The sequence below is a fragment of the Pseudomonas sp. N-1-13 genome, from assembly GCF_057787095.1.
Window position 1 is genome coordinate 3,561,260 of the sequence record NZ_JBYNRI010000001.1, and the last position, 23,279, is coordinate 3,584,538.

General features: G+C 59.5%; 18 protein-coding genes and 1 pseudogene. 9 read left to right on the top strand and 10 right to left on the bottom strand.

All coding sequences use genetic code 11. The annotated features are described in order from the left end of the window. Nucleotides 1–31: 31 nt before the first annotated feature. Complete coding sequence (locus AC3I65_RS15945) at nt 32–811, top strand: tetratricopeptide repeat protein (protein ID WP_047229702.1); 780 nt, start codon at nt 32–34, stop codon at nt 809–811. 11 nt (nt 812–822) lie between these two features. Here AC3I65_RS15945 and AC3I65_RS15950 read toward each other — a convergent pair whose 3' ends face one another. The 10 genes and pseudogenes from AC3I65_RS15950 to AC3I65_RS15995 all read right to left on the bottom strand — a co-directional run bounded on the left by AC3I65_RS15950 (nt 823) and on the right by AC3I65_RS15995 (nt 12,899). Beyond that, nucleotides 823–1,248: a hypothetical protein gene (locus AC3I65_RS15950; RefSeq protein ID WP_047229703.1), complete on the bottom strand. Its 426-nt coding sequence runs from the start codon at nt 1,246–1,248 to the stop codon at nt 823–825. A gap of 13 nt (nt 1,249–1,261) precedes the next feature. After that, on the bottom strand, nt 1,262–2,596 hold the full coding sequence (locus AC3I65_RS15955; protein ID WP_488523988.1) for a type II and III secretion system protein family protein: 1,335 nt from the start codon (nt 2,594–2,596) through the stop codon (nt 1,262–1,264). Next, entirely contained in the window at nt 2,596–4,734 is a 2,139-nt protein-coding gene (sctV, locus tag AC3I65_RS15960; RefSeq protein ID WP_488524319.1) for a type III secretion system export apparatus subunit SctV, read from the bottom strand. Before sctV ends, AC3I65_RS15955 begins: the two co-directional genes overlap by 1 nt. Beyond that, nucleotides 4,731–5,066, bottom strand: a complete 336-nt coding sequence (gene sctY, locus AC3I65_RS15965) for a type III secretion apparatus assembly chaperone SctY (RefSeq protein ID WP_047229706.1) — start codon at nt 5,064–5,066, stop codon at nt 4,731–4,733. Before sctY ends, sctV begins: the two co-directional genes overlap by 4 nt. Beyond that, entirely contained in the window at nt 5,063–5,425 is a 363-nt protein-coding gene (locus tag AC3I65_RS15970) for a hypothetical protein (RefSeq protein WP_076384081.1), read from the bottom strand. The genes sctY and AC3I65_RS15970 overlap by 4 nt, the downstream gene beginning before the upstream one ends. Continuing rightward, complete coding sequence (locus tag AC3I65_RS15975; protein WP_047229708.1) at nt 5,422–6,366, bottom strand: SctD/MshK family protein; 945 nt, start codon at nt 6,364–6,366, stop codon at nt 5,422–5,424. Before AC3I65_RS15975 ends, AC3I65_RS15970 begins: the two co-directional genes overlap by 4 nt. Nucleotides 6,367–6,492: 126 nt before the next feature. Continuing rightward, on the bottom strand, nt 6,493–6,654 hold the full coding sequence (locus tag AC3I65_RS15980) for a hypothetical protein (RefSeq protein WP_163006721.1): 162 nt from the start codon (nt 6,652–6,654) through the stop codon (nt 6,493–6,495). 592 nt (nt 6,655–7,246) lie between these two features. Continuing rightward, nucleotides 7,247–10,603, bottom strand: a complete 3,357-nt coding sequence (locus tag AC3I65_RS15985) for a type III effector HrpK domain-containing protein (protein ID WP_488523989.1) — start codon at nt 10,601–10,603, stop codon at nt 7,247–7,249. Between the two features lie 804 nt (nt 10,604–11,407). After that, nucleotides 11,408–11,602, bottom strand: a complete 195-nt coding sequence (locus AC3I65_RS15990; RefSeq protein ID WP_047229710.1) for a hypothetical protein — start codon at nt 11,600–11,602, stop codon at nt 11,408–11,410. A 46-nt stretch (nt 11,603–11,648) separates the two neighbouring features. Next, nucleotides 11,649–12,899, bottom strand: a pseudogene (locus AC3I65_RS15995) (MFS transporter). A gap of 101 nt (nt 12,900–13,000) precedes the next feature. Here AC3I65_RS15995 and AC3I65_RS16000 point away from each other — a divergent pair. The 8 genes from AC3I65_RS16000 to AC3I65_RS16035 all read left to right on the top strand — a co-directional run bounded on the left by AC3I65_RS16000 (nt 13,001) and on the right by AC3I65_RS16035 (nt 23,246). Further along, complete coding sequence (locus tag AC3I65_RS16000; protein ID WP_076384078.1) at nt 13,001–13,969, top strand: AraC family transcriptional regulator; 969 nt, start codon at nt 13,001–13,003, stop codon at nt 13,967–13,969. 231 nt (nt 13,970–14,200) lie between these two features. Continuing rightward, nucleotides 14,201–14,716, top strand: a complete 516-nt coding sequence (locus AC3I65_RS16005; protein WP_107323288.1) for a sigma-70 family RNA polymerase sigma factor — start codon at nt 14,201–14,203, stop codon at nt 14,714–14,716. Then, nucleotides 14,703–15,683: a FecR domain-containing protein gene (locus AC3I65_RS16010; RefSeq protein WP_107322701.1), complete on the top strand. Its 981-nt coding sequence runs from the start codon at nt 14,703–14,705 to the stop codon at nt 15,681–15,683. Before AC3I65_RS16005 ends, AC3I65_RS16010 begins: the two co-directional genes overlap by 14 nt. A gap of 118 nt (nt 15,684–15,801) precedes the next feature. Continuing rightward, nucleotides 15,802–18,192, top strand: coding sequence for a TonB-dependent siderophore receptor (locus tag AC3I65_RS16015; protein ID WP_107322700.1), 2,391 nt, complete (start codon nt 15,802–15,804; stop codon nt 18,190–18,192). Between the two features lie 701 nt (nt 18,193–18,893). Beyond that, complete coding sequence (locus AC3I65_RS16020; RefSeq protein WP_076384075.1) at nt 18,894–19,631, top strand: FadR/GntR family transcriptional regulator; 738 nt, start codon at nt 18,894–18,896, stop codon at nt 19,629–19,631. Further along, nucleotides 19,628–20,632, top strand: a complete 1,005-nt coding sequence (locus AC3I65_RS16025) for an ABC transporter ATP-binding protein (protein ID WP_109755293.1) — start codon at nt 19,628–19,630, stop codon at nt 20,630–20,632. The genes AC3I65_RS16020 and AC3I65_RS16025 overlap by 4 nt, the downstream gene beginning before the upstream one ends. After that, nucleotides 20,629–21,747: an ABC transporter ATP-binding protein gene (locus AC3I65_RS16030; RefSeq protein ID WP_305466221.1), complete on the top strand. Its 1,119-nt coding sequence runs from the start codon at nt 20,629–20,631 to the stop codon at nt 21,745–21,747. Before AC3I65_RS16025 ends, AC3I65_RS16030 begins: the two co-directional genes overlap by 4 nt. Next, on the top strand, nt 21,744–23,246 hold the full coding sequence (locus tag AC3I65_RS16035) for an ABC transporter substrate-binding protein (RefSeq protein WP_288911242.1): 1,503 nt from the start codon (nt 21,744–21,746) through the stop codon (nt 23,244–23,246). The genes AC3I65_RS16030 and AC3I65_RS16035 overlap by 4 nt, the downstream gene beginning before the upstream one ends. The last annotated feature ends 33 nt before the right edge of the window (nt 23,247–23,279 follow it).

Consider the following 23,279-nt stretch of genomic DNA (forward strand, 5'->3'; position numbering starts at 1 on the left):
CACTGCAAAATTCGCCGAAAGAGCTCTGTTCATGCCAAATCGTTTTGCCTGCACATCGTTGTTGTTTGCCAGCATCACCCTTGCTTCCTGCGCCCACCAACCGGCCTCCGATGGCAGCTACCAGCGCTACATGCAACTGGCCGGCGACCTGCAAAAGCGTGGTGATGCGGGATCTGCCGCAGCGTTGTACGAAAAAGCCACCCAGGAACCGGACGCCCGGATCGACGCTTGGTTGAAACTGGGCGAAGCGCGCCTGGCCAGCGGCGATGCGCGGGCCGCCGAGCGCGCCTACCAGCAAGCGCTGGAACGCCAGTCCGACAATGCCGCGGCATTGCTCGGTGTGGGCACAGCCCAACTGCACCAGGGCAAACTGGATCGAGCGGTGACTTCCCTGACCCAGGCCAGCGCGGGCAACCACCCCGAAGCGTTCAATCGCCAGGGTGTGGCGCAGATGCTGCGGGGTGAGCCAGCAGCGGCCCAGGTGGCATTCAGCCAAAGTCTGGTCCTGGCGCCCACCAACCTGGACACTCAATGCAACCTGGCACTGGCCTACGCTTTGGGCGGCCAGTCGCAACAGGCGCTGCAAACCATCAAGGAGGTTCGCGACTCGCCCCGCGCCCAAGCCAGTCACCAACGCAACGCCCTGCTGGTCATGGTGCTGGCCGGCCGCGAAGAGGACCTCAAGACTCAAAACCTGGAAGACATCACGCCCAAGCAATACGCCCGGTTGCTGACAGAGGCCCGACGCATCAAGGCCATTCGGGACCCTGCGATGCAGGCCCGGGAGCTGGGGTTGGTCGGCAGTCGCTGAGCCAAAAGGTTTCATTGGCCCTCCTGCTTGTCGGCCTTGGCCTGCTGTTCGGCCAGCCGGCGACGCAGCTCCTCACGGTCATAACCTTCGATGTAAACCTGGGCCGCCCGGCCCACCGGCGCGGCCATCGTTGGGCCGGTTGCCCGGCCCTCGATCACATCCGAGCGCTGCTCCACCATCTGCAGCAGCGTCCGGTTATTCGCACAACCGGGCGGCAGCCGGCGCACGTAACGCGCATCATCGGTATAGAAGTTGTCTTCGACCGGCGGCTCTAAGCAAGCCACCGGCACCCACTCAATCCGCCCATCGGCGTGGGTGAACGCCTGGTAGTTCGGTGAATAACTCACCGGTTCAAGCTGGGTGTTGCATGCGGTCAACAGCACGAGCGCGCCGAACGCCACAGCGACCAGGGACAGATGGGACGATTTAGGGTTCATGCTCGCTCCTGGCTCAATTGATGTAGAAACCGAACATGTCACTGCTGCGCGGCCCACCAGACGCATGGGTCGCGCCCTCGGGCTGAGAATCGAGCGGCGTGGCCACGCTGCGGGTGCGAACCGGTTCCACCAGGTACGGCGTGATCAGAATCACCAGTTCGGTTTCGTTGCGCTGGAAGCGCTTGGAGCGAAACAGATTGCCCAGGATGGGCATCTCGCCCAGCATCGGCACTTTCTCGATGTCCTGGGTGCTCTCGCGCTGAAACAACCCGGCAATGGCGAAGGTCTGGCCGCTGCCAACCTCGACGCGGGTATCGGCACGCCGCACGCGGAACGAGGGCACCTGGTAGCCGCTCACGTCCACAGTGCTGGAGCCCATCAGACTGCTGACTTCCGGGCGCACTTGCAGGGCGATGCGCCCGTTGGGTAGCAGGGTCGGGTTGAACAGCAGCGAAACACCATAGGGTTTGTATTCGATCCCGACAGTGTCGCGGTTGACCGGAACAGGCACCGCGACCTCGCCTCCGGCCAGGAAGCTGGCTGTCTGGCCGGTCATGGCGGTGATGTTGGGTTCGGCGAGGATTTCCAGAATGCCGTTACTTTGCAATGCTTCAAGCATCGCATCGATGTTGACATTGCCCGAGGTCAGCCCGGCGCTAACCACATTGGAGGCACCAGACGCCGCACTGGAGGCCAGGGCACCGCCCGTCAACAGGCCAAAGGAAAAGGTACCGTTGTTGAAAAGGGCATTCCAATTCACGCCGTAGCGCAGCAACTCCGAGCGCGAGACTTCGGCGAAGCGCACCCGCAGGTTCACCTGGGCCGAGCCCACGTAGGAGGCCGTGTTGAGGGCCGAGCCCAAGCCCTGGCCTTCGGTGTTGAGCAGACTGTTGAGGTCGGTGGCTTCACCGACACTCTGGACCATTCCCTTGGCCACCATGCGATTGCCGGCACCGCTCACCTGGACATTGCTTGCGGGGTGCAGGTCTTTCATGGACCGCGTCACGGCCTGGGTGCCGCTGTTGATCGCCAGGCTCAGGCTGGCCAGTTCCTCACCCTCGGCGCTCAAGGCAATCAGGTTGGTTTGTCCGGGCGCCTTGCCGAACACGTAGATCACGCCAGGCGAAACCACCCGAAGATCGGCGATGCCAGGGTCTGCGACCAGCACCGACTCGACCGGATCCTGGAAATGCAGGATCCGCCCTTCGCCCTGGGCCAGGTCCAGCGTGGCCCGGCTGCCCGGAGCGATGGACTGTGCGCTGGCCTGTTGCGCCAGCAGTACAAATGACGCGGCAGCGATCCAGAAGCCGACATAGACAGGGACGCGAAACAGCGCAAAACACATCATCAAGCAGTCGCCATTGAAGTAAGGGAAGCGCCGTCGGCTGTCCGGCGGCCGGTCGTTTCAGTCAGGCTGATGGAACCGATGGCCTGCAGGTTGTATTCGCCGGCCAGCTCACGGAATGACAGCACCGCCAGCTCCAGCTCGCCCCGCACCACCAGTCGACGCAGGCTGCGACGTAACTCGGGATGCACCAACAGGACGGTGCGATCCCCCTCGGCCAAGTCCTTGCAAACGGCACGCAACTGGATCAGCAATGAACGGCTGGCATGCTCATTGAGCAACTCGCGAGGGTTATCGGCACGGCGCAGGTAAGCACGCAATTGTTCTTCCACCGCGGGGGTCAGCACGAAGGCGGTGATGACCCGGTTGCGGTCGGCGTACTGATGGCTGATCTGCCGCGCCAGACTGGCGCGCAAGTGGTCGGCCAGGCGCGCCGCATCCGGCTCGCGGGCGCCCCACTCGACCATGGCTTCGAGCAAGGCGCGCTGGTTGCGAATCGATACACCCTCGGCGACCAACAAACGCAGGGTTTCAGCCAGACGCTGCAAGGGCACGCTGCGCGTGACTTCCTTGACCAACTCGTCATAGCTGGCTTCCATGCGCTCCAGCATCCTGCGGGTTTCCTGAATGCCCAGAAAGGTCGCGGCATTGCGGCGCAGACTGCGCTCGAGGATGGCCCGCAGGACTTCAGCGGCGCTGAGAAAACCGATACCGGCCTCCTCCAGCAGCGGCTGGTGAGTGCGCTCGATCCATTGCGCCGGGCGACTGTGCAACGGCGACGGCGCCTCCAACGCATGAATCTCCAACAGTTGAACGTGCACCAGATCGTCCTTGAGCATCAGGCAATCAACCGGTATCTCGCCCTCGCTGATGGGCACGCCTTCGAGTTCGACCGAAAAGCCGTTGGCGGGCAGGCTGCGGTCGATGTAGATGTCCGGCACCGGCACGTCGATCCCCAGGTCGCCGCGAATCTCATGGCACAAGGCTTCGATGCGCTGGCGCAACGGCAGTTCTGGCGCAGCCTGGGCCAGCGCCAGGCCAATGCTCAGCAGCACGCGGCTGTCCAGTGGCTTAGCCAGGGTTTCGTATTGTTCGAGCGGTTCGTCTTCGAGCGCCGCGACTTCACTGGCGCCTTCGACCACCTCTTCCCGGGGCGCTTTGTCGCGGCGGTAGATCATGAACGCGGCAACGCCCAGCAAGGCCGACAGCCCGATAAACACGATGGCCGGAAAGCCCGGCAACAACGCCACGCCCAGCAGGATAAACGCGGTCAACCCCAACGCCTGGGGGCTGTATCCCAACTGATGGAAGATCTCGTTGCCCAGGTTGCCTTCGGTCGTGCCACTGTTGACCCGGGTCACCACCATACCGGCCGCGACCGAGATCAACAGCGCCGGGATCTGCGCGATCAGGCCGTCACCGACGGTCAGAAGCGAATAGGTGTGCGCCGCATCGGCAAACGACATATTGCGCTCGACCATGCCGATCATCATGCCACCCAGCAGGTTGACCGCCAGAATAACGAGGCTGGCGATCGCATCGCCCTTGACGAATTTCATAGCGCCATCCATTGCGCCGAACATCTGGCTTTCCCGCTCCAGACGCGAGCGTCGGCGGCGGGCTTCATGCTGATCGATATCACCGTTGCGCAAGTCGTTGTCGATGCTCATCTGCTTGCCTGGCATCGCATCCAGAGTGAAGCGCGCCGCGACCTCGGCCACGCGCTCGGCACCTTTGGTGATAACCACAAACTGGGCCACGGTGATGATCAGAAATACCACCAGACCGACCACGACCTGGCCGGCGATGACGAAATCGCCGAACGCCTTGACTATGTGACCGGCGTTGCCATCGAGCAGAATCAGGCGCGTGGTGGTGATCGACAGGGACAGGCGAAACAAGGTGCTTAGCAAAATCAACGGCGGCAACGCCGAGAACTCCACCGAGTGCTTGATGTAAAAGGCGACGATGAGGATCAGGATGCTCAGCGAGATGTTCAGGCCGATTAGCGTATCCACCAACCAGGTGGGCAGTGGAATGATCATCATCACGATGGCCATCAGCATGAAGGCGACAACGATCACGTCACTGCGCTGGGCGGCCATGCGGGCCAATGCGTTGAGGCGGTCGAGGAACATTATTGCGCGGCTCTGCGGGCGGTCAGATAACGTTTGAAGCACTGACGCGCCTCATCTTTGCGGCCACCGCTCCACAGCGCACGACTGCGCAACAGCAACAGGCCGCTGGACTCGCCTTCCAGTTCGAGCAGGCGATCCAGCGCCGACAGGGCACGCTCGGCCTGGCCGCTGTCGGTAAAGGCCATGACCAGATTGCGCAGCAGCGCAGTGTCGGCGGGCGTCATCTGGACGGCGATCAACAGCAGCACCAAGGCACGCTGCGACTGGCCACTACGGCGATAGAGCTCACCCATGCCCTTGAGCAGATCGACGCAGTCCTGCTCTTGGCGATTCATGACTCGATCACCTGGGCACGTTGTTCTTCGAGTAAACGACGCAGGTCGATTTCTTCGCTGATGAGCTCATGGGCCAACGCTTTGATCTCGGGCTCCGCATCGAGGGTGGGGATCACGTTGTCCAAGACGTATTCGAGAATCTCCATCGAGCGGCGACTGCCGAACAACTCTGCGGTCATGCCCTCAACGATGCCCGACTGTTCAATGTCGGCACGCAGCGAACGACGTGCCGACACCGCGCGCTTGCCCAGCACCGCATCGAAGCGTCCATCCTGGCGCGCCTTGGCCGGCTGAAGGCTTTCTACCGCAGCGGTTCTTTCGGCGGTTGCCGGTAAGGGAGCACCAGGATCAATTCTCATAAGGTTAACGTGAACCTTTCTTCACCGCGGGCGAGAACCACCTCATGGTTCTCGATGCGTTCGAGCATCCAGTTATCGGTCAGGGCGGCCCCCGGATACAGGCGTTCACCGTTGTCGTTGATCACGTAAGGGTTATCGCCGAACCACACCGCTTGAAAACGCACGCGAGGCTTGGCGATTTCTTTACGTGCCACCACCTCGGGGAGCAACATTACCTTCTGGCCAAAGCGGCTATCGAAGGCTTGCTGCAGACCCAGCCACTGGCTCTTCTGGGTCGGGCCATAAAAACCATGGGCACTGAGCTGACCATCGATTTCGCCGACCTTGATGTGGCGCAGGCCCAACGTGCCAAGCTGCTGCTCGAGCCAAGCCCTGGCCTGCGCGACGGTGTTCGTCGATTCAGGGTGCACGGTCGGTAGAGCGACCTTGTCGGCGGTGCTCAACGCCAACGGCGAAACCGACTCGTCCCGAAAAGCAAAAGCGCCCACGCACAGGAACATCAGCAGCAACGCGATGAACCACCGTGTCTTGTGCTGGGGGGGCGATGTGATCGCAGCCGCTATCGGCTCCAGGCTCGCGGTGCCGTGGCTGAGGGTCAGGCGGGCCTTGCCGATGCGGATATCCACGGGCAAGTGCGCTCGATGCCCCTTGCCTGTGGGAATCAGAATTTCCCGGGCATGGGGACCACGCACGAACACATCGCCGCCCATTGCCTCAACGGCCACCTGGCCGTCGGTGAAACGTAGCGCCACATGACGCTCGACAATGCCTGCGTCGCTGAGCAGCAGATCAGCACTGGCGGCGCTGCCAAGCAGGTAGGCGGGCTTCTCCAGGGACAGGCAAACCCCCTGATGTAAACCGTGGGTGATACTCAGCACTGGCAGAGCCTTGTCCGTGGCCGCGACGACTGGAGTCGTGGCGAAAAAAGTCAGGGCTGTCATGGTGTATTACCGGAATAAGGCATGCGGAGAGGCACCCGTGAGGCACAGGTGAAGCTGTCGTTTTCCAGATTTACCACCGCAACCAACAAACATGCAGGCAGCCGTCGGGCTGCCTGCATGACGGCATCAGTTCTGAGGCCGTTGTTTGGTAGCGTCGAGCTCAGCTTTCTTGGCCGTGGACAGCTCGGTGATCTTGGCCGATTTCTCGATCGCCATGTTGAAGGTGGCTTCCATCTTAGCGATAGCCGAGTCAGCGTTGCCGGAACTTACTGGGGGAGTTGTGCTCATGTTGTTTCTCCTAACGTAAGAAATATTTGAGCCGCCAAGCGGCCAACTAATGTTGCCAAGCGAAGAGTAAGGGCCAAACATTACAGTTCAACGTCTAACACGTGTTTTAATCTCAGCCCCCCTCACTATATTGGCCGAATGAAAAACAAGAACTGCATCACACTTGGGGAATATTTTGCTTGGCAGAGGAAAGTTAGATCAGGGCGTGCAGAGACTGTCGCAAGCCCTGCATTAATTAGGCTAAACCGCACCACCGCTCAAATCAGTACGCCACCTGACACCTCTGGCGAACAACTACTTACAGGCTTTACGCAGACGGCATAAACAGCGCTTACACCGACATTCAAAGCTCGAGATAAAATAAAATAAATATCTACGGAACTTTTTCCGAGTAAACACCACGCAACTCAGCATTGATGGCCAGTTGCAATCAACTTCACACAAATTCAGTTACGTTTTACTGCCCGGATAGCACCGGTCTTTTACACGCGCACACTCGCCAGTGCCCTGATTGCCCCGAGCGATGCCTTGAGGCAATCGCCCGGGGGTTATTCCACACGTCATGCCGCATCAGCGGTCGACTGGCCCGGCGTCATGAAGCGATGGTGCTATCTTCGCCCGGCCACTCCTCGTAAGGGATATCCCAGATATCGCCTTGCGGCACACCGTCGATTTCGTACTGGGTCAGGTAATCGCTCAAGGCATCCGAGAATTTGCCCACCCGGGTCTCCTGCTTGCCTTCCTCGATCAAGCCCGGGACGAGCAGTGCCAGCGCGGCCACACCCGCCGCCGCGAAGCCCAGGCCACCGGCTATCATCGAGATACGCGAAGCGGCAATCGCCGAAACGCTCATCGCGCTGGCGCCCACCTCAGCCACCGAAGCCAAGCCCGCCATGATCCCCAGCGAACCGGCCGTGATATTCATGCCACCGGATACCGTATCGCCTTTCCTGAGCGCCTTGACGCCATCGAAGATGCCGTAGGCACCGGCAGTGATAGCGGCAATGCCACCGATCCCCTTAGCCGCGTTTTCCATACCCTTGAGGTTGGCAGTCACGCTTTTGAGCGGATCGTCCAGCTTTTTGCCCAGATCGCCGAGCCGATCACCTGTCAGCTTGCCTTTCACATCCTTGAGGTAATCCTGATAGTTTTTCAGGCCCCCTTCAGCCAGAAGCGTGGCGGCCTGCACTGAGCCGGTGGCGATGTCGACGATCTGCCGCTCGGTCAGCTTACCGGCGTTGTTGGCGCCTTTGGCGATGGTAACGCCGGCCATGAACAGCCCACTCACACCGTGTAGGACGCCTTTGTTGGCAGCGTCCTTGATCGAGGAGTCTTTGCTGAATACATCCAACGCATCCAGGGTCTTGGTGCCTTGGCGAAGCAGGTCCCAGTCGCCCCTGAAGTTAGCAAGGATCTGGTCTGGCGTGGCGACGGTGCCGTCGGCATTGACCAGCATCTGCGGGTTTTCCTTGCTGATCTGCTCAATGATTTTCTTGACCTTCTCCTCGTCCAGCTCACTTCCGCCATTGACGCCGAAGGCCGCCTTCATGTCGTCGAAGGACGCATCCTTGAAGGCATTGTTCTTGGCGATCCTGGTGAAGTTATCGTTGAGTTGTGTGTCGAACTTGCCGGTGAACTCGGGGTCCAGCGCCGAGTTGTAAAGCGCGACTTCAAGGCTGAAGGCACTCATGGCTTCGTCAGGGGTATGCTCCTTGAGCAACTCATTCAGGCGATCGCCTGAAGCCAGCGACTTCTCGTAAAAGCTTTCCAACTCGGCATTCGCCTTGGAGCCTTTGACGGCGGCCTGGATCTCACCGGCATTATTGATGCCCAGCGCGCCCTGGAGGGTCTGCGCCGTACCGAAGAACTCGGCAAGAATTTCCGTGTGAGTCGTCTTGCCATCCTTGGACTTGGTCTCCCACAGGGTATCGAGTGACTTGCCGGACTTGATTTCGTCATCGTAGGTTTTTTGCAGGGACTCCTTGAGCCCCTTGTTGTCGTCCACCAGCTTGGTCAGCTCACTGGAGCCGTGCTCGCTCATGTATTGACTGACCGCAGGGTCACTTTCCAAGATACCAATGTGCTTGTTGACATCGTCCAGCAGCTTCTGGGCATCGGGATGGCTGCGCACCTTATTGGCAATCGTGACCTGCGACTTGTCATCCCTCCACATCCCGGCGGCGCTGCCCTGGATGATCAACTGCTGGGCGGCCTTGAGATCCTGAAGAACAGCGGCTTTTTCCTCTGCCGAGTATTTCTCCGGGTGATCGAACACGTCCTTGTTCAAGCCTGCGGTATCGACCCTGGCCAAGGCATTGTTGCCAGCGATACCAGAAAGCAGTGCGGTCACGGAGGTCGCATCCTTGGGCACGTTGGCACTCTTGAGCCAACCCTGGACATCACCCCTGCTCAGTTCACCATCAGGATTCTTGTCCAGTGGGTTCTTGGCGTTATCGATGACCTTGAACGCACCTGGCTGAGACCAGAAATCCAGTGCCTGCTTGGTCTCCTCGTTCAGCTGTGAATTCTGGTTCCTGTACTCCTTGATGTCATCAGCAGTCAGGTATTTGCCCGCACCGGTCTTGCCCTTGATCGCCTCAAAGTTTTCATCGAGGATCGCTGCGTACTTGGCGATCTGCTGCGACGCCGGATCGGCATCTTTGTTGGTTTTGAGGTAATCCTTGTAGCTGGCGATATCATCGGTTTTCTTGAGTTCCGGCAGAGTCGAAAAGCCTCCCTTGCCGAAGTCCTGCAGCCGCCCCGCCTCGGTGCCGTGCTTGGCTTCGCCACTTTTGGTGAAACCGTCCACGCTGCTGTTGAACACATCACCACCGGACTGGGCATTGCCCTTGTCATCGAACATCGTGATGCGATCCAAGACCTGCGCAGCCCGGTAGGCGGCGTCGGCGTCGTTCTCGTAATCGCCGACCTGGTCCTTGAGCATGTCCTTGACGCCACTCTGGTTGCCCAGGTTCTTGAGCAGCGGGTTGTCTTCAATGATGTCTTGGGCCGAGCGCTTATCCTCTTCCGGACGCTTCCAGACGATGCCAACCTTTTCCGCCTGCTCGCGGGCTTCCTTGTTGTCGCCCGCCGACGACGAATCCTTGATTTCACCCTTGAGGGCAGAAAACCCCATCTTGCCGAAGTCCTGCAGGCGACCGGCTTCGGTGTCATGCTTCGCTTCACCGCTCTTGGTGAAACCATCGACACGACCGTTGCCTACGTCCTTGCCAGCAATCTTGCCTCCTTCGCCATTGAGGGTCTCGATGTGCTCGAGCACCTGGGTCGCCCGATAAGCGGCGTCCGGATCATTTTCGAAATCGCCGACCTGCTCCTTGAGCATGTCCCTGACACTGCTCTGATTGCCGAGGTTCTTGAGCAAGGCATTGCCATCGATGATGTCCTGCGCGGAGCGATCATCGCCTTCAGGGCGCTCCCACTTGATGCCCAAGGCCTCGGCTTGTTCGCGTACCTTGGGATCATCGCCGGGCTTGGACAGATCCTTGAGCTCGCCTTTGAGGTGCGAGAACCCTTGCCGGCCAAAGTCCTGCAGGCGACCCGCCTCAGTGCCATGCTTGGCGTCGCCGCCCTTTGTGAAGCCGTCGACCCGGCCGTTATCGATGTCCTTGCTGGCGATCCGTTCACCACCTTCATCATATTTTTCCACGTGCTCCAGCACCTGCTTGGCACGGTAGGCCGCATCGGGGTCAGTCTCAAAATCGCCGACACGGTCCTTGAGGTTATCCTTCACATCGCTCTGGTTACCCAGGTTCTTGAGCACCGGCGTGTCGTTAATGATGTCCTGGGCCGAGCGGTCGTCGCCTTTTGGCCGCTCCCATTCAATGCCCGCGTCCTTGGCCTGCTTGATCGCCTGGTCCCAGGCTTCGGCAAGTTTAGGGTCTTGCGGCTTAGAAGTTATGCCTACAAAACTGACATCTTGAACGGACATGAAAGACTCCTTTTTCTAGGGTATGGACAAGCGCAGAGGCTGAACAACTGCAGCAGATCAGCCAGCAAAAATACGCCTGCTTAGAGGTGCCATTAGTTTGGTATTAACTGGATGATTAGCTCTGCATACGCCAGCATCATCAAAGGAGTATCACGGGAGAGTGTTACAGCATGAAAAAACGCTCACATTAAGTTTGCATGACGCTTTCACTGCACTTTTAAATTGATATCAATATGCCGCCTCAGCACACCACTATCTTATAATTATTGGCTCCCCCCTACTAAGATCAGTTATTCAGCGTTCGCATTGAACTTATAAGCCCCTGCCCTCGCACTCATCCAGATGCAATGCCGCCAATATCCTGCGTGTATCTTGCAATGTAATACTTGCCTGAAGACCAGACTTCGTTACGTATAACCTTGACTTAGCACTGACATAAACCGCCATTGATGGTGTTCCAATAGAGCGTGCGCCCCCATCTTTGCAGGGCTGTTGGTCAGGGCAGAATGCGCTCGAAAGGGAGGCGGACGGTAGGCAGGGGATCAGCCAGCAGGGGCCAGGCTGACCGATAGCATTTAATCAGTTCTGCGGACGCTGCTTAGACGAATCCAACTCGGTCTTGGCAACAGTGGTCAGCTCAGTGATTTGAGCCGACTTCACTTCGCTGCTGGACGCGTTCACGCCGTACTACGCCGCCTAACCAAGTGCCAAGCATGCTTGGTGATGCACGGAGAAATCCTAGAGCATCGCAGCTTGACGTTATTCCAAAGCATCAACCGCCTATCATGGACATCGGCGAACCTTCTACGTATTGCGCAAGAAACGATCGAGCACGTTTTTTGTGATCATCACGGTGTAAATGTCTGCCTGCATAAGCCCATGTACCCATTCGCACGTGGCGGTTGCGTACAGCGTCCAGTCGAACCACTCGAGCGCATTGCCTATACCTGCCGCGCGCAAGGATTTCAGGCGTCCTTGGTGAGACGTCGTATTGTTCATGTCTATCTCCGGGTTAGGATGGAATCGGGGCGGCTGGGGAGCCGGATCAAAGGTGCAGCGCTTGCCCGGCCTGGGCACTGCCATGGGCAGAAGGGACCCGGACACGCAACGCAATCAGCAACGCGGCCAGCAGCATCAGCACGGCCGCCGCTACGAATACGCCTGCGCTGCCACCGAGGCTGAACATCGCACCGCCAGCGGCTGCGCCCGTTGCGATGGCCGACTGCACAGAAGCCACCACCATGCCCCCGGCGCTTTCCGCCTGATCAGGTATTGCGCTGGCGACCCAGTTCGACCACGCCACCGGCACACCGCCAAAAGCCAGGCCCCAGATCACCAGCAGCACCGCCTGCCCCGGCACCGAGGCCGGCAACAGCACCAACGCCAGTGCTGCAACGCCCACCAGCGCGGGCATCAACACCAGAGTGGCCAGCGGGTGACGCTCAAGCAGCCACCCGGCCAACAGCGTGCCGCCGAAGTTTGCCACACCGAAACCCAGCAGCATCAGCGACAGCCCTTGCGGACCGATGCCGGTGGTACCCTCAAGGAATGGCCGAACATAGGTGAACATCGCGAAGTGACCGCTGTGCACCAGCACACAACCGAACATCCCCATGGCGATGCCCGGGCGCTGCAACACCTCAAGTACGGTGCGCAGGCGTGCCGGCGTGCGCGGCGCAAGGCGCGGCAGCGTGCACGACTGGAAAGCCAGGGTCACCAGACCTACCGCCGCCGCTGCAAAGAACGCGCTGCGCTAGCCATATAGGCCGCCTAAGTAGCTGCCCAGCGGGACCGCAACCACCGTCCCGACGGCAATGCCGCTGAAAATGATCGAGAGCGCTCGGGGCAACAAAGCCCCCGGTACCAAGCGCATCGCCACCGCTGCCGCCATGCTCCAGAACCCGCCAAGGGCAATGCCCAGCAAGATACGCATTACCAATAGCACCGCAAAACTGGAGGAAACGGCGACCAAAAGATTGGATGCGATCATCAGCGTGGAAAAACCCAGCAGCACCCAGCGACGGTCGATACCGCGGGTCAGGCCTGGCACCAACAAGCCAGCGAACAGTGCCACCACCGCTGTCACCGTTACCGCCTGGCCAGCCAGCGCTTCGGACACACCCAGATCGGTAGCCATCGGCGTCAGCAGGCTGGCCGGAAGGTACTCAGCGGTGAGCAATCCGAACACGCCCATTGCCAACGAGAATACGGCCATCCATGCGGGGGTCGCAGGCTCTACATCTGACGCGGCACCGGGACAGCTGTCGGATATGACATTACAAACACAGTCATTCATTGCACGGATCTCCCAATCTTCATTGCGACCCGCAGTCTAGGCGCGAGAAGCTGGATGATCTATGATCGAAAACCTCGTTTTTTTGACTAAAACACCGAACAATGCCTACCGATCAGTTTGCCCTCTCCTCGGATCTCATCAACGAACTGTTGCGCGGCATGCGCCTGCGTGGCGTCGAGTACCGGCGTATCCAAGCCGGTCCAGCCTTTGGCCTGAGCTTCGCCGACAAACCTGGGCATGCCTGGTTTCACTTCCTGGCGATCGGCAATGCGGTGCTGCGGATGGAGGACGGGACAACGTACGCGCTGTCTGCCGGCAACGCCGTATTCATCTCCCATGGCGCAGCCCATCAACTGCTTTCCCATACGGACGTGCCTGTTCAGGACATCGACCGTTTAGACGGCGCCCCCCTCGGTGATACGGTCAGCGCGGTGGATACCGGAACCGATGCCAGCGCCACGCCGACCACCATTTTGTTCAGTGGCTGCATGGAGTTTGAACTGGGCAGTATCCATGGCCTTGGCAGGCTGATGCCGGGCCTGATGCTGATTGATGCCGGCGGCCAGCGTTACCCCGGTCTCGTGCCTATCCTGACCACCATGGAACGCGAGGTCAGCGCCGCACGTGTCGGCTTCGCCGGAATCCTCGCGCGTTTGGCCGATGTGGTGGCCGCCATGGTCGTTCGCGGTTGGGTGGAGTGCGCCTGCGGTAATGCCTCTGGCCTGGTCGCTGCATTACGCGACCCACGCTTGGCAAGCGCGCTTCTCGCGCTCCATCAACAACCGGGACGCGACTGGACCGTTGCGCAGTTGGCGGAGCAATGCAATACCTCTCGCTCGGTCTTCGCAGACCGTTTCCAGGCGACTATTGGCATGGCCCCACTGCGCTACGTGACTGAGCTGCGGATGCGGCTTGCGAGCCAGTGGTTGACGCTCGAAAGGCTGCCGATTGAAGAGGTGGCGCAGCGCTTGGGTTATACCTCTCAGGCCGCGTTCAGTCGCGCATTCAAGCGCATTACGGGCAAGACGCCTGGGTTAAGTCGTCAGTCGAGGCGGTCTGCTGTTTCCTGAAGCCGAGCGGGAGTCGTGGAGGAGCCGGCGGAATAAAAGCACTTTGAAATTCAAAGTGCTCGGTGGCTAGCGTTCAAATCTTCTAAACGCTGGATGCATTCTTTCACTCGCAGCCTCTACAGAATGATCGCCTTCACCCAAAAGCGGACACTGAGCACCACGTATTTGCCTAAGGCCTATCGCGTGAGTAGAATGCGATTAATTATCAATCATGTATTTGCCGGGATTCCGATGCGTAGCGATGAAACACTAGGTACTGCAGATCTAGGGCTGCTCTATCGAACCCACCACTCGTGGTTACACGGCTGGCTAATCCGACGCATTGGATGTCGCGACAACGCTGCAGATTTGGTGCAGGACACCTTCGTACGTCTGCTCAAATCCCGTCAGTCCAGCCCCTTGCGCGAACCACGCGCCTATTTGAGCAGTATCGCCCGTGGACTGATGATTGATCAGTATCGTCGTCGCGAACTCGAACGTGCGTACTTGGAAAGCATCACGTTGCTGCCTCAACATGAGGTTCCCTCGGAAGAAAGCCGGCTGATGATTCTTGATGCGCTCGAGCGCATAGACCGCATGCTCGGTATGCTTAAACCAAGAGTTCGCCAGGCATTTTTATTTGCCCGACTCGACGGTCTAACCTGCGCGCAAATAGCCGAAAAGCTGGGTGTTTCCCGCGCGACGGTGGAACGCGACCTGGCCACGGCCCTGCAACACTGCTATCGCTTGCGTTATGTCGAGGCGTGAGCCGCAGGCGCTCAATCCGGCCATTGTTGAGCAGGCAATCCAATGGCTGGTGCGCCTTCGCTTCAATCAAGCCGATGAACAGACACAGCGCACTTTTGAGCACTGGCTGCAGCAGCACCCGGAGCATGTGGTGGCGTGGCAGCGTGTGGAAACGCTTGGGGATGAATTCGCAGGCGTGCCAACTCAATTGGCCCGACAAACCCTGAATGGCACCAATCATGGAATGCGGCGGCGGGAAAGCCTGAAGCTACTGGGCATATTGGCGACTGTTAGCGCTGCAGCCTGGCTCGGCCGGGACTATACACCCGTACCCGCCATGCTTGCGCAGCAGCGCAGCAGTACCGGCGAGCAACGACGCTTCCAACTCGATGATGGCAGCCTTATCCAGCTCAACAGCGATAGCGCCGTCGACAGCGATTTCGACGCCCAGCGACGCCTGATAATCCTGCGACGTGGGGAAATCATCGTGAATGTCGGCGCGGATCAACACTCGCCTCGAGCACGACCGTTCTGGGTGCAATCACGTGACGGGCTCATCCGCGCTCAGAGTTCCCGCTTTCTGGCACGCGAGCTGGACGATGGCACTCTGGTCGCGGCTCAGGAAGGATCAGTCACGGTTTTCCCCGGCTCCGATCAAACTCCTGCGAGCCGCAGCGTCCAGGCAGGAAATCACCTGCTGTTCACATCAAGTGGCGCCCGAATGTTCAGGGACAACGGCCTTGATCTATGGAGCTGGGGTGACGGGGTGATCAGTGCGCGCAATATGCGCCTCAATGATTTCATCGCGGAGTTGTCGCGTTATCGCCCCGGGGTACTGCGCTGCGCCGAAGGGGTCGCTGATCGTCGCGTTTCCGGCACCTTCCAGCTCGCCGACAACGATCAGGTCCTGGCATTGATCGCGCAGTCACTGCACTTGCACATTGATTATCGGACCCGTTATTGGGTGACCGTGACCGCTGCCACCTGAGCCCATCAGAACTTTGTGCTACCTGAAAAATAATGAGGTAGCTTCTCATTCTCGTTCGACCTCTAAGGAAGGCCGGAATACAGGCCAGTCTGCCGATGTCCTTTCTTGGAGCGAGAAAATGAGTTCGTCCCCTGTTTCACAGCGCCATCCATTAAATCGTGCCTTGCACGGTGCGATTTTGGGTTTGATCGTAAGCAGCTACGCATTGCCATCGCTGGCGCAAACGTCGAGCGCTGACCACAGCAATCAAGTGAAACAGTGGAACATCGCTGCCGGCCCACTGGCGCCAGCGCTTGACCGCTTTGCGCGCGAGGCTGGCATCAGTCTTTCCTTCGACGCATCGAGTGTAGTGAACCGCACCACTGCTGGCGTGAATGGCACGCTCGATACGTCGGCAGCGCTGTCATCGTTGCTGCAGGGGAGCGAATTGCAAATCGAACAGCAAGGTCCGAATGCCTATCTACTGTTCCCTCAACCAAAGCCCGCCGGCCCGCTGGAGCTCGACGCAACAGACGTCGAGGACTACCGCCTTGCCCCCCTCATCATCAATGCCAAGGTCAGGGTCAGTGCCGACGACGACGCCAACTCGGTGGTCGCCAAGGAGCTCTGGGTTGGCGGCAAGGTGGCAACCAGCATTCTCAATACACCGGCCTCGGTGTCGGTTGTTACCAACAAGGAAATGGAGCAACGCAGCGTCAGTACCACGGAAGAGGCGCTGCAATACACGCCGGGCGTGGTCAGTGACTTCTATGGTACGGATGACCGCAACGACTATTTCCAGATCCGGGGCTTCCAGGCTACTACCTACCGTGACGGCTTGACCCTGAGTTCGATGCGCGGCGTACGCGAAGATCCATTCGCCTATGAACGCATAGAGATTCTGCGTGGCGCCAACTCCACGCTGTTTGGCCCAGCGGACCCGGGCGGTTCGGTGAATTTCGTGACCAAACAGCCGCGCTTCGAGCAGTTTGGCCAAGGCTATGTGACCTACGGTTCGTTTGACCATGTAGAGACAGGCATCGATGTGGGGGATGCGCTGAACGACGAGAAAACCTTGGCTGGCCGCTTTACTGCCAAAGGCCAAAACAGCGACCGCGAGTACGATCACTCACAGGACGACAACCGGTTGGTGATGGGTGGCCTCACCTGGGCGCCCACGGATTACACGTCAGCCACCGTGATTCTGGACTATCTGAAAACTGAAAGTTCGCCCAACAGTGGCGGCTATCCGCTGGACAAGGAATACGACCGCAGCAAGTTTTATGGTGAACCCAGCTACAACTTTCACGATGTCGAGCGCACCAGCCTCAGCGGTAACGTCACCCATGACTTCGACAACGGCTTCGTACTGCGCAGCAACCTGCGTTACAGCAAATTGACCGATGATTTTGGCTACGTTTACATCAGCGACAGCGCCGCACGTGTCGGTACTAGCGTTGACCGGTATCTGTTTGGAACGGACAGTGAGGCCGACCAGTTCAACGGCAATCTGATGCTGCAATACGATGCCCGCTTCGAGAACATCGACAGCAGTAGCCTGGTGGGCGTGGAGTACCTCGATTCGACCACCAAGGAAAGCTCGGTCTACGCCCTGACGACCCCGATTGACATTGCAAATCCCGTGTTTACTGGCGTTCCACGCTCAATCACACCGTATGCCGTCAACAAGCGAGACGCGACCACCAAGGCCGTGTTCCTTCAGCAGAACCTATCGTTCTACGAGCGTTTCATCGTCACCGCGGGTATGCGCAACGACTCGATGGACCTTACCAGCAAAGGCTTGCAATCCACTGAGAAAGACAACTTCTCCGAAACCTCCTACCGAGGTGCGTTGACCTATATCGTCAACGATGAGGTGTCCACCTATGTGAGCATGGTGGAATCCGTCTCGCCGCCTCAGGTTGGCGTAACACCGCAGACGGGCAGGCAGTACGAAGTGGGCGTGAAGTATGCGCCGATGGGAATGGACGCACTGTTCTCCGCAGCCGTTTATGACTTGACCCAGGAAAACGTCACCATCGCCGTAGTGCTGCCGAGCGGCATCATTGAGCAACAGACGGTGGGCGAATCGCGGGCGCGTGGCCTCGACCTGGAGGCCAAGGCGCAGGTGACGCGGAACCTCAGCCTGATTGGTGGCTACTCCTATATGGAGTCCGAGGTACTGCGCGGTTCGTTGTACGACGGCAGCTCCCTGAAGGGTAATGAGTTCACCACGGCACCCAAGCATTCCGCTTCGCTCTGGAGTTATTACGACGTGCCTGGCACTGATGTCAGCGTTGGTTTGGGTGCGCGCTACGTCGGCTCTTATTACTTCGATGCAGCCAACTCCGGCAAAAGCGATGGCACCACGCTGTTCGACGCCGCCTTCAACTACGAGATCGCCAAAGGCACCGACCTTGCGGTGAACGTCAGCAACCTGCTGGATGAGCAGCACGTGGTCGGTTCCGGCACAGCGAACTTCTACAACCCGGGTCGCGAGATTACCGCCAAAGTGAGTTACAGCTGGTAAGCAGGCGTTTAAGCCTTTTCCCCATGTAGGAAGCGGTGCCCGCTATACGGCGGGCACCGTCAACTTGGCCATCATTGTGCGAGATGAAAAACAAGGGCGTTCGATTTTCGGTCGCGGTAGGGACGGCAGTTACCTGCCGCCCCCCGCACAGATCCGTACGTGCGGAACTACCGCATACGGCTCCTGCCTCGGGTGTGTGACGCGAAGCGATCCTCAGGGTAAGGATGTGCATTTCTGGGTCTAGGTATGTAGAGGTCAGCAAGGCGTCCGTAGCGTGACCATTGAAGCCGATTACGCTGGCTGCGACGTTTGAGGGCTTGCCGCCATAGACGGCATAGGCATCATCCGCCCATTCAAATGAACTTGATTCTGAAACTGCAACCGACCTAAGCCGCACACCGTGATCAATACCAAGCACCACCCCGGCGCACTACGCACGAATCGATGCACAATCTGCATAAGCGGCGGAAATTGGTTCAATCATCCACGAACCAATCCTCTTTAATCCCCTGAACCAACCCGACGAACCCTTGCTTATCGGCCCCCGCCGCCGCTGCCCCTGAGTAATAGCTAAGCACATAGCGCTAATCCCGAGGCGAACCAATTTCAATTGGCATCGCGCTTGCACTTACTCTTTTGCCTCGATCTCCTGCACACAGTCAGCTCGGAGCCGTTTTTTATACTCTGGCGCGAGTACCACAATGCAAAGGTTCGACCCTGACACACCCATCGACAACACTTCGAAACTAGCGCTGGATGCCTTGCGGCAGATGGTTGCGCAACATGCTGCCTTCCCGCACCGGGCATTGCCGACCGAGCGGGATCTGGCCGCCGATTTTGGCCTCAGTCGCCGGGCCATCCGGCGGGCGCTGGCGGTGCTGGAAGCCGAAGGGCAGATCTGGCGGCGCCAAGGCAAAGGAACCTTCGTCGGCCCTACGCCACCGAGTGCGGCCATGAGCTTTGCACGGTTGTCCGGGCGGACCAACTTCAGCGAGGTTATGGAAGCGCGCCTGCATCTGGAACCGGCACTGGCGTCCCTGGCGGCGGTTCGAGCCAACGGCGACCAGATAGCAATTTTGCGCCGCCTTGCCGAACGCACCAGACACCAACAGGCCGCCGAGCCTGCCGATGCCGAGGGCATTGAGCTGTGGGACAGCGCCCTGCATCGCGGGATCGCCGAGGCCGCAGGTAACCGCCTGATGCTGGATATCTTTGAAATGCTCGATGCGATCCGGCTCGACCCGGCCTGGCGTGAGCTGCGTCAGCGGGCTCGCAACGCCGATCGCCTCGACACCTACAGCCACGACCACAACGACATTGTCGACGCTATCGAAAACCGTGATCCGATCAAGGCCGCCACGGCCATGCGTGGCCATTTGCGCGCGCTGCAACAAGCGCTGGACAACGTCATCAATCAAGATCTGGAGGCAAGTTTATGAGCACCACAACTCAGGCCACCGACACGGTATTGAGTGTCAGCAACTTGACCGTGTGCTTTGCAGGCGCGCCCGCCAATGTCGTGGACGGCGTCTCGTTCTCGGTCCAGCGCGGCAAGACCCTGGCCATCGTCGGAGAGTCCGGATGTGGTAAAAGCGTTACGTCCATGGCGCTGATGGGCTTGCTACCCGACACCGCCAAGATCGCCGCCCGTACATCCGCCCTTCTCGATGAAGCCTTGCTGGGCATGCCCGACGAGCGCTTGCTGGATGTGCGCGGCAACCGCATGGCGATGATTTTCCAAGAGCCCATGACCTCCTTGAACCCGGTCTTCACCATTGGCGAGCAGATCGCCGAAAGCGTGATCCGCCATCAGGGTCTGTCGGCCAGGGACGCCCGTCAGCGCGCCCTGCAAATGCTCGAAAAGGTCCGCGTACCTGACGCTGCGCAACGCCTGGACGCCTACCCCCATGAACTGTCCGGCGGCATGCGGCAGCGGGCAATGATTGCCATGGCCCTGGCCAACGATCCGGCGCTGATCATTGCCGACGAACCCACCACTGCTCTGGACGTGACCATTCAAGCGCAGATCCTGTCGCTGATCGCCAATCTGCAGGCTGAAACCGGCACGGCCATGATCTTGATCACCCATGATCTGGGCGTGGTCGCCGAAGTCGCTGACGACGTGATGGTGATGTACGCCGGGCGAGTGGTGGAAAGCGGCCCGGTAAAAACCCTGTTCGATGACCCGCAGCACCCGTACACCATCGGCCTGATGGGTTCGATGCCATCGATTGGCCCACGTGAAGGTCGCCTGGCAACCATCAATGGTCGCGTCCCGACGCCTGCGCAAATGCCCACCGGTTGCCGATTCGCCGGGCGCTGCCCTTTTGCGATTCAGGCATGTCGCGAGGCGCGCCCGCCGCTACTTGAGCTTTCCCCCGGACATTTCGCCGCGTGCATTCGTGCGCCACTGGAACAGCATATGGGAGTCAGCGCGTGAGCCTTTCTGAACGCCAAATAGTTAAGCGTGCAAGCCCTGAAATCATTCTCGACGGCATCGGCCTGAGCAAACACTTCGGGGTGGAAAGCGGCTTGTTCCAGCGCAAGAAGCCGCCGGTGCAAGCGGTCAATCAGGTCAATCTGTCGGTGCGCAAAGGGGAAACCCTGGCGCTGGTGGGCGAGTCTGGCTCGGGTAAATCAACCCTCGGCCGTCTACTGCTCAACCTGCTCAAACCTACGGCGGGCGACATCATTTATGAAGGCCGCAACCTGGCCAATCTGACCCCGGAAAAGCTGCGCCAAGTGCGGCGTGATTTGCAGATCATCTTTCAGGATCCGTTTGCCTCGCTCAATCCGCGCATGACTGTGGAGTCCATCGTCGGTGAGCCTATCTGGCTGCACAGCGATGCCAGCCGCAGCGACCGCCAGGCCAAAGTCGCCGAGTTGCTGCGCACCGTGGGCCTGGCGCCCGAGCACGGCGGCCGCCACCCTCACGAGTTCTCCGGTGGCCAGCGTCAGCGCATCGGCATTGCGAGAGCCCTGGCGTCTGACCCGCGTTTGATTCTGGGTGACGAACCCGTGTCCGCGCTGGACGTTTCGGTGCAGGCGCAAGTGGTCAACCTGCTGGAGGACCTCAAGCATCAATTCGGTCTGACCCTGATGATTGTCGCCCACGGCCTCGCCGTGATCCGCCACATGAGCGACCGAGTAGCCGTGATGTATTTGGGGGAAATCGTCGAACTGGCGCCGGTCAACGGCCTGTTTGAAAACCCTCTGCACCCTTACACCCAGGCGCTTATGGCCGCCGTGCCGGTCAGCCACCCGGACCTGCGCCGGCCGCGCCCATTGCTGGGCGGCGACATGCCGAGCCCAAGCCGCCCGCCATCGGGTTGCCGCTTCCATACCCGCTGCCCGCACGCCCGGGCGCTGTGCAAAGAAGTGGTGCCGGTGATGGAAACCGTCGAGGCCGAGCGTCAGGTGGCGTGCCACTTCTGGCGTGAAATCGCCAATGCCGGTGCAGGCACCCTGATTTTGCCGACACCCAGCGCTGCCTACACCCAGCGCCTGAATCTGTTCAAGAACCATCAATCCCTTGCAGTGGAGAGCCAGCCATGAAAATTGCACGCGTCATGACAGGAACCTTGTTATTGCTGGCCGCCAACGCCGCCTTTGCCGAATCCACCCTGCGCATCGGCATTCAGGACGATCCTGATGGGCTCGACCCGCATCGTTCGCGTACCTATGCGGGCCGTCTGGTCTATACCGCACTGTGCGACAAGCTGGTGGATGTGAACCCGGACCTGACCTACGCCCCACAACTGGCCACTGCCTGGAACTGGAGCGAAGACGGCAAGACCCTGACCATGACTCTGCGCGAAGGCGTGACTTATCACGACGGCGAAGCGTTCGATGCTGCCTCGGTGAAGTTCAACCTGGACCGCGCTCGCACCCTGCCCGACTCCCTGCGCAAGAGCGAGCTGGCCTCGGTGGACAGTGTTGAAGTGATCGACGCCAAAACCGTTGCCATCAAACTCAAGCAAGCGGATGCCACTCTGGTCTCCCAACTCTCGGACCGCGCCGGAATGATGCTTGCGCCGAAGGCCGCCCAGGGTGAGTTCGCCTCCAAACCGGTGTGCTCCGGCCCTTACAAATTCGTCCAGCGCGTGCAGCAGGATCGCATTGTGCTGGAGCGCTTCGACAACTATTGGAACAAGCAGGCTTATCACTTCGACAAGGTGATTTTCCTGCCGATTCCGGACACCTCGGTGCGTCTGGCCAACCTGCGTTCCGGCGACCTGGACATCATCGAACGGGTTGCCCCCACCGACGTGAAAACCGCCAAGGCGGACAGCAAGCTGGCGGTCTATAACACGCCAGGGCTTGGCTACATGCAGTTGATGTTCAACATTAACAACGGCGAAAAGGCCAACTCGCCGATGGGCAAAGACAAGCGCGTGCGCAAGGCATTCGAGCTGTCCATCGACCGTGATGCGATCAACCAGGTGGTGTTCGAAGGCCTGTATGCGCCGAGCGCCCAACCATTTCCGAAAAACAGCCCGTACTACGACAAGGATCTGCCGATCCCGACCCGCGATGTGGAAAAGAGCAAGACCTTGCTGGCCGAAGCAGGCGTGAAGCTGCCACTGGCAGTGGACCTGAAAGTCGCCAACAACCCTATCGCACAACAGGTCGGGCAGATCATTCAGGCCATGGCTGAAGAAGCGGGTTTCAAGGTCAATCTGATTGCCACTGAATACGCCACCATGCTTAGCGAACAGCAAAGCGGCAACTTCCAGATCGGCATGAGCGCCTGGTCGGGCCGTCCTGATCCGGATGGCGACATTCACCAGTTCGTGACCTGCAAGGGCGGCCAGAACGACGGCAAATACTGCAACGCCAAACTCGACGAGCTGTTGGACAAGGCCCGCACTGTCAACGATGTTGCCCAGCGTCAGGCCCTGTACAACGAAGCCCTGCGTTTGCTGGCTGACGAAGTGCCGACCGCGTATCTGTATTTCGATCCGCGAATCATGGCCATGCGTAACAACGTGACTGGTTTCGTACCGAGCCCGGATGGCCTGATTCGTCTGAACAACGTCGCGTTCAAGCCATGACTGTGAATGATCGCCGCACAAACGAGGGTCCGG

Coding starts and splice junctions, on each gene's coding strand:
- AC3I65_RS15945 (WP_047229702.1), top strand. CDS start 32: ATGCCAAATCGTTTTGCCTGCACATCGTTGTTGTTTGCCAGCATCACC.
- AC3I65_RS15950 (WP_047229703.1), bottom strand. CDS start 1,248: ATGAACCCTAAATCGTCCCATCTGTCCCTGGTCGCTGTGGCGTTCGGC.
- AC3I65_RS15955 (WP_488523988.1), bottom strand. CDS start 2,596: ATGATGTGTTTTGCGCTGTTTCGCGTCCCTGTCTATGTCGGCTTCTGG.
- sctY (WP_047229706.1), bottom strand. CDS start 5,066: ATGAATCGCCAAGAGCAGGACTGCGTCGATCTGCTCAAGGGCATGGGT.
- AC3I65_RS15970 (WP_076384081.1), bottom strand. CDS start 5,425: ATGAGAATTGATCCTGGTGCTCCCTTACCGGCAACCGCCGAAAGAACC.
- AC3I65_RS15975 (WP_047229708.1), bottom strand. CDS start 6,366: ATGACAGCCCTGACTTTTTTCGCCACGACTCCAGTCGTCGCGGCCACG.
- AC3I65_RS15980 (WP_163006721.1), bottom strand. CDS start 6,654: ATGAGCACAACTCCCCCAGTAAGTTCCGGCAACGCTGACTCGGCTATC.
- AC3I65_RS15985 (WP_488523989.1), bottom strand. CDS start 10,603: ATGTCCGTTCAAGATGTCAGTTTTGTAGGCATAACTTCTAAGCCGCAA.
- AC3I65_RS15990 (WP_047229710.1), bottom strand. CDS start 11,602: ATGAACAATACGACGTCTCACCAAGGACGCCTGAAATCCTTGCGCGCG.
- AC3I65_RS16000 (WP_076384078.1), top strand. CDS start 13,001: ATGCCTACCGATCAGTTTGCCCTCTCCTCGGATCTCATCAACGAACTG.
- AC3I65_RS16005 (WP_107323288.1), top strand. CDS start 14,201: ATGCGTAGCGATGAAACACTAGGTACTGCAGATCTAGGGCTGCTCTAT.
- AC3I65_RS16010 (WP_107322701.1), top strand. CDS start 14,703: ATGTCGAGGCGTGAGCCGCAGGCGCTCAATCCGGCCATTGTTGAGCAG.
- AC3I65_RS16015 (WP_107322700.1), top strand. CDS start 15,802: ATGAGTTCGTCCCCTGTTTCACAGCGCCATCCATTAAATCGTGCCTTG.
- AC3I65_RS16020 (WP_076384075.1), top strand. CDS start 18,894: ATGCAAAGGTTCGACCCTGACACACCCATCGACAACACTTCGAAACTA.
- AC3I65_RS16025 (WP_109755293.1), top strand. CDS start 19,628: ATGAGCACCACAACTCAGGCCACCGACACGGTATTGAGTGTCAGCAAC.
- AC3I65_RS16035 (WP_288911242.1), top strand. CDS start 21,744: ATGAAAATTGCACGCGTCATGACAGGAACCTTGTTATTGCTGGCCGCC.